The sequence below is a fragment of the Pseudomonas costantinii genome, from assembly GCF_001870435.1.
Taxonomy (GTDB): Bacteria; Pseudomonadota; Gammaproteobacteria; order Pseudomonadales; family Pseudomonadaceae; genus Aquipseudomonas; species Aquipseudomonas costantinii.
Window position 1 is genome coordinate 1 of sequence record NZ_MDDR01000027.1, and the last position, 4,366, is coordinate 4,366.

Here is a 4,366-nt window from a genome sequence, read left to right on the forward strand (position 1 = left end):
TGAGCCAGGCCTCATTGGCCGGAAAATTGCCGGTGCCGCCGGGCGTGCAAACCCTGCTGCTGGACGCGGATATGAGTGCGTTTGCCGACAGCGACCCGCAAGTGTCGATGCAGCCGTCGAACCTGGCCTACGTGATTTACACCTCCGGTTCCACCGGCAAACCCAAGGGCACATTGCTGCCCCACAGCAATATCCTGCGCCTGTTCGCCGCCACCGACGCCTGGTTCGGTTTTGGCGAGCGGGACGTCTGGAGCCTGTTCCATTCCTACGCGTTCGACTTCTCGGTCTGGGAAGTTTTCGGCGCGCTGCTGCACGGCGGTGAACTGCTGATCGTGCCGTACGACGTCAGCCGCTCGCCCCAGGACTTCCTGGAATTACTGTGCGACAGCGGGGTCACGGTGCTCAACCAGACCCCGTCGGCGTTCAAGCAATTGATGCACGTCGCGTGTACCGATAGCCGCAGCAACGCCTTGCGCCATGTGGTGTTCGGCGGCGAAGCGCTGGACGTGAAGAGCCTGCGCCCGTGGTTCGAACGCTTTGGCGACAGTGCGCCGCAACTGATCAACATGTACGGCATCACCGAGACCACGGTGCACGTGACCTACCGTCCGTTGTCGATTGCGGACCTGGAACAGGACGCCAACAGCCCCATCGGCGAACCGATTCCCGACTTGTCCTGGTATGTGCTCGACGGCGAACTGAACCCGGTCGCCAAAGGCTGCATCGGCGAGTTGTACGTCGGTCGTGCGGGTCTGGCGCGGGGCTATTTGAATCGTGGCGACCTGACTGCGCTGCGCTTTATTCCCGATCCGTTCGGCGAAAGCGGCGCACGCCTGTACCGCACCGGTGACCTGGCGCAGTACCGCAGCGACGGGGTGATCGAGTATGTCGGCCGTATTGACCATCAGGTGAAAATCCGTGGTTTCCGAATTGAACTGGGTGAAATCGAAGCGCGCCTGAATGCCCTGGCTGTCGTGCGCGAAGCTTTGGTATTAGCTCAGGATGGCCCAAGTGGCCAGCAATTGGTCGGCTATGTCATCGCGGCTCCAGGTCACGAAGACGACTTGAGAGAACACATCAAGGCGCAACTCAAGGCCGACTTGCCGGACTACATGGTGCCGACGCACCTGTTGTTCCTCACCGAATGGCCGTTGACCGCCAACGGCAAACTCGACCGCAAGGCGTTGCCGCAGCCGGACGCGAGCCAGGTGCAGCAGGCGTATGTGGCACCGCAGTCCGAGTTGGAGCAGCAGGTCGCGGCCATTTGGCAGGACGTGTTGCAACTGGAGCGCGTAGGTCTTACCGATAACTTCTTCGAGCTGGGCGGCCATTCGCTGCTGGCCACGCAGATGGTGTCGCGCATTCGCCAGACCCTGAATCGCAACCTTAAGCTGCGCGCACTGTTTGAAAATGCCAGCCTGCAAGCCTGTGTCGCGGCGCTTGAGCCGGTGCAGGCCACACCGTCTGCGTGCATACCGGCGATTTCACGGGATGAGCCTTTGCCGCTGTCCTATGCCCAGCAACGCCAGTGGTTCCTCTGGCAAATGGAGCCGTCCAGCACCGCCTACCATATTCCGGCAGCGCTGCGGATCCATGGCGCCCTGGACGTGCAGGCACTGCAACGTAGCTTCGCCACGCTGGTGCAACGTCATGAAAGCTTGCGTACCACCTTTGTACAGGTGGATGAGAGGGCGGTGCAGGTCATTAATCACCAGCCGTATCCGGCGCTGAACGTGCAGTCTCTGGAGCAGGGTTCGGCAGAGCAGATTCAGGCCTTCGTGCATCAGCAGATCGGTCAGCCGTTTGACCTTGAGCACGGTCCGCTGCTGCGTGTCGGCCTGTTGCAGGTGGCAGCCGAGGAATACGTGCTGGTGCTCACTCAGCACCACATCGTTTCTGATGGCTGGTCGATGCAGTTGCTGGTGCAGGAGCTGATCCAGTGTTACGCCGCCTACAGTCAGGGCGCATCGATTGAGCAGGCACCGCTGCCGATCCAATACGCCGACTACGCGGTGTGGCAACGCCACTGGATGGAGGCGGGTGAACGCGAGCGGCAACTGGCTTACTGGACCGACGTGTTGGGCGGCGAACAACCGCTGTTGACGCTGCCTGCCGACCGTGCGCGGCCGGCCCGCCAGAGCTTTGCCGGTGCGCGCCTGGAGATTGATGTGCCCCAGGCACTCGGCCAACAGTTGCGCCAATTGGCCCAGCGCGAGGGCTGTACGCTGTTCATGGTGTTGCTGGCTTCGTTCCAGGCCCTGCTGCACCGCTACAGCGGCCAGGCGGATATCCGTGTCGGTGTGCCGATTGCCAATCGCAACCGCCTGGAAACCGAAGGTCTGATCGGTTTCTTCGTCAACACCCAGGTGCTCAAGGCTGAAGTCGATCCGCAGCAGCCATTCAACGCGTTGCTACAACACGTCAAGACTGCCGCATTGGGTGCCGAGGCCCATCAGGACCTGCCGTTCGAGCAACTGGTCGAGGCCTTGCGTCCTGAGCGCAACCTAAGCCACAGCCCGCTGTTCCAGGTGATGTACAACCACCAGAGCGCCGGTCGGCAAGATGTTACGCAACTGCCGGGGCTGGTGATCAAAGCCCAGCCGTGGGAGAGCCGGACGGCCCAGTTCGACCTGACGCTCGACACCCTGGATGCCGAGGGTGAGTTGAGCGCCACGCTGACCTACGCCACTGACTTGTTCGATGCTGGTACCGCGCAGCGCATGGCCAGTCATTGGCTCAACATGCTGCGTGGCATCGTTAGCAATTGCCGTCAACGTGTTGGTGATTTGCCGCTGCTGGATGCCGCCGAGCAACAACACAGCATCAATCAATGGAACCCCAACCCGCAGGATTTCCCCAGCGAGCGTTGCGCCCATGAGTTGATCGCCGAGCAGGCGCGCCGTCGTCCCGATGCCATTGCCCTGCGCTGCAACGGCCAGACGCTTACCTACGGCGCGCTCAATACCCAGGCTAACCGTCGGGCCCATCAACTGATCGCCCACGGCGTTGGCCCCGACGTACTTGTGGGGCTGGCAGCCGAACGCAGTATCGAGATGATTGTCGGCCTGTTGGCGATCCTCAAGGCCGGCGGCGCGTATGTGCCACTGGACCCGAGCTACCCCGAAGACCGACTGGCCTACATGATCCAGGACAGCGGTATTCAACTGCTGCTGAGCCAGGCCTCATTGGCCGGAAAATTGCCGGTGCCGCCGGGCGTGCAAACCCTGCTGCTGGACGCGGATATGAGTGCGTTTGCCGACAGCGACCCGCAAGTGTCGATGCAGCCGTCGAACCTGGCCTACGTGATTTACACCTCCGGTTCCACCGGCAAACCCAAGGGCACATTGCTGCCCCACAGCAATATCCTGCGCCTGTTCGCCGCCACCGACGCCTGGTTCGGTTTTGGCGAGCGGGACGTCTGGAGCCTGTTCCATTCCTACGCGTTCGACTTCTCGGTCTGGGAAGTTTTCGGCGCGCTGCTGCACGGCGGTGAACTGCTGATCGTGCCGTACGACGTCAGCCGCTCGCCCCAGGACTTCCTGGAATTACTGTGCGACAGCGGGGTCACGGTGCTCAACCAGACCCCGTCGGCGTTCAAGCAATTGATGCACGTCGCGTGTACCGATAGCCGCAGCAACGCCTTGCGCCATGTGGTGTTCGGCGGCGAAGCGCTGGACGTGAAGAGCCTGCGCCCGTGGTTCGAACGCTTTGGCGACAGTGCGCCGCAACTGATCAACATGTACGGCATCACCGAGACCACGGTGCACGTGACCTACCGTCCGTTGTCGATTGCGGACCTGGAACAGGACGCCAACAGCCCCATCGGCGAACCGATTCCCGACTTGTCCTGGTATGTGCTCGACGGCGAACTGAACCCGGTCGCCAAAGGCTGCATCGGCGAGTTGTACGTCGGTCGTGCGGGTCTGGCGCGGGGCTATTTGAATCGTGGCGACCTGACTGCGCTGCGCTTTATTCCCGATCCGTTCGGCGAAAGCGGCGCACGCCTGTACCGCACCGGTGACCTGGCGCAGTACCGCAGCGACGGGGTGATCGAGTATGTCGGCCGTATTGACCATCAGGTGAAAATCCGTGGTTTCCGAATTGAACTGGGTGAAATCGAAGCGCGCCTGAATGCCCTGGCTGTCGTGCGCGAAGCTTTGGTATTAGCTCAGGATGGCCCAAGTGGCCAGCAATTGGTCGGCTATGTCATCGCGGCTCCAGGTCACGAAGACGACTTGAGAGAACACATCAAGGCGCAACTCAAGGCCGACTTGCCGGACTACATGGTGCCGACGCACCTGTTGTTCCTCACCGAATGGCCGTTGACCGCCAACGGCAAACTCGACCGCAAGGCGTTGCCGCAGCC

At 61.8% G+C, this 4,366-nt stretch carries 1 protein-coding gene; it reads left to right on the forward strand.

What is annotated here, in order from left to right; genetic code table 11:
* The coding region (locus tag BFL40_RS13820) for a non-ribosomal peptide synthetase (protein ID WP_143088330.1) at positions 1–4,366 on the forward strand (4,366 nt) is incomplete at both ends.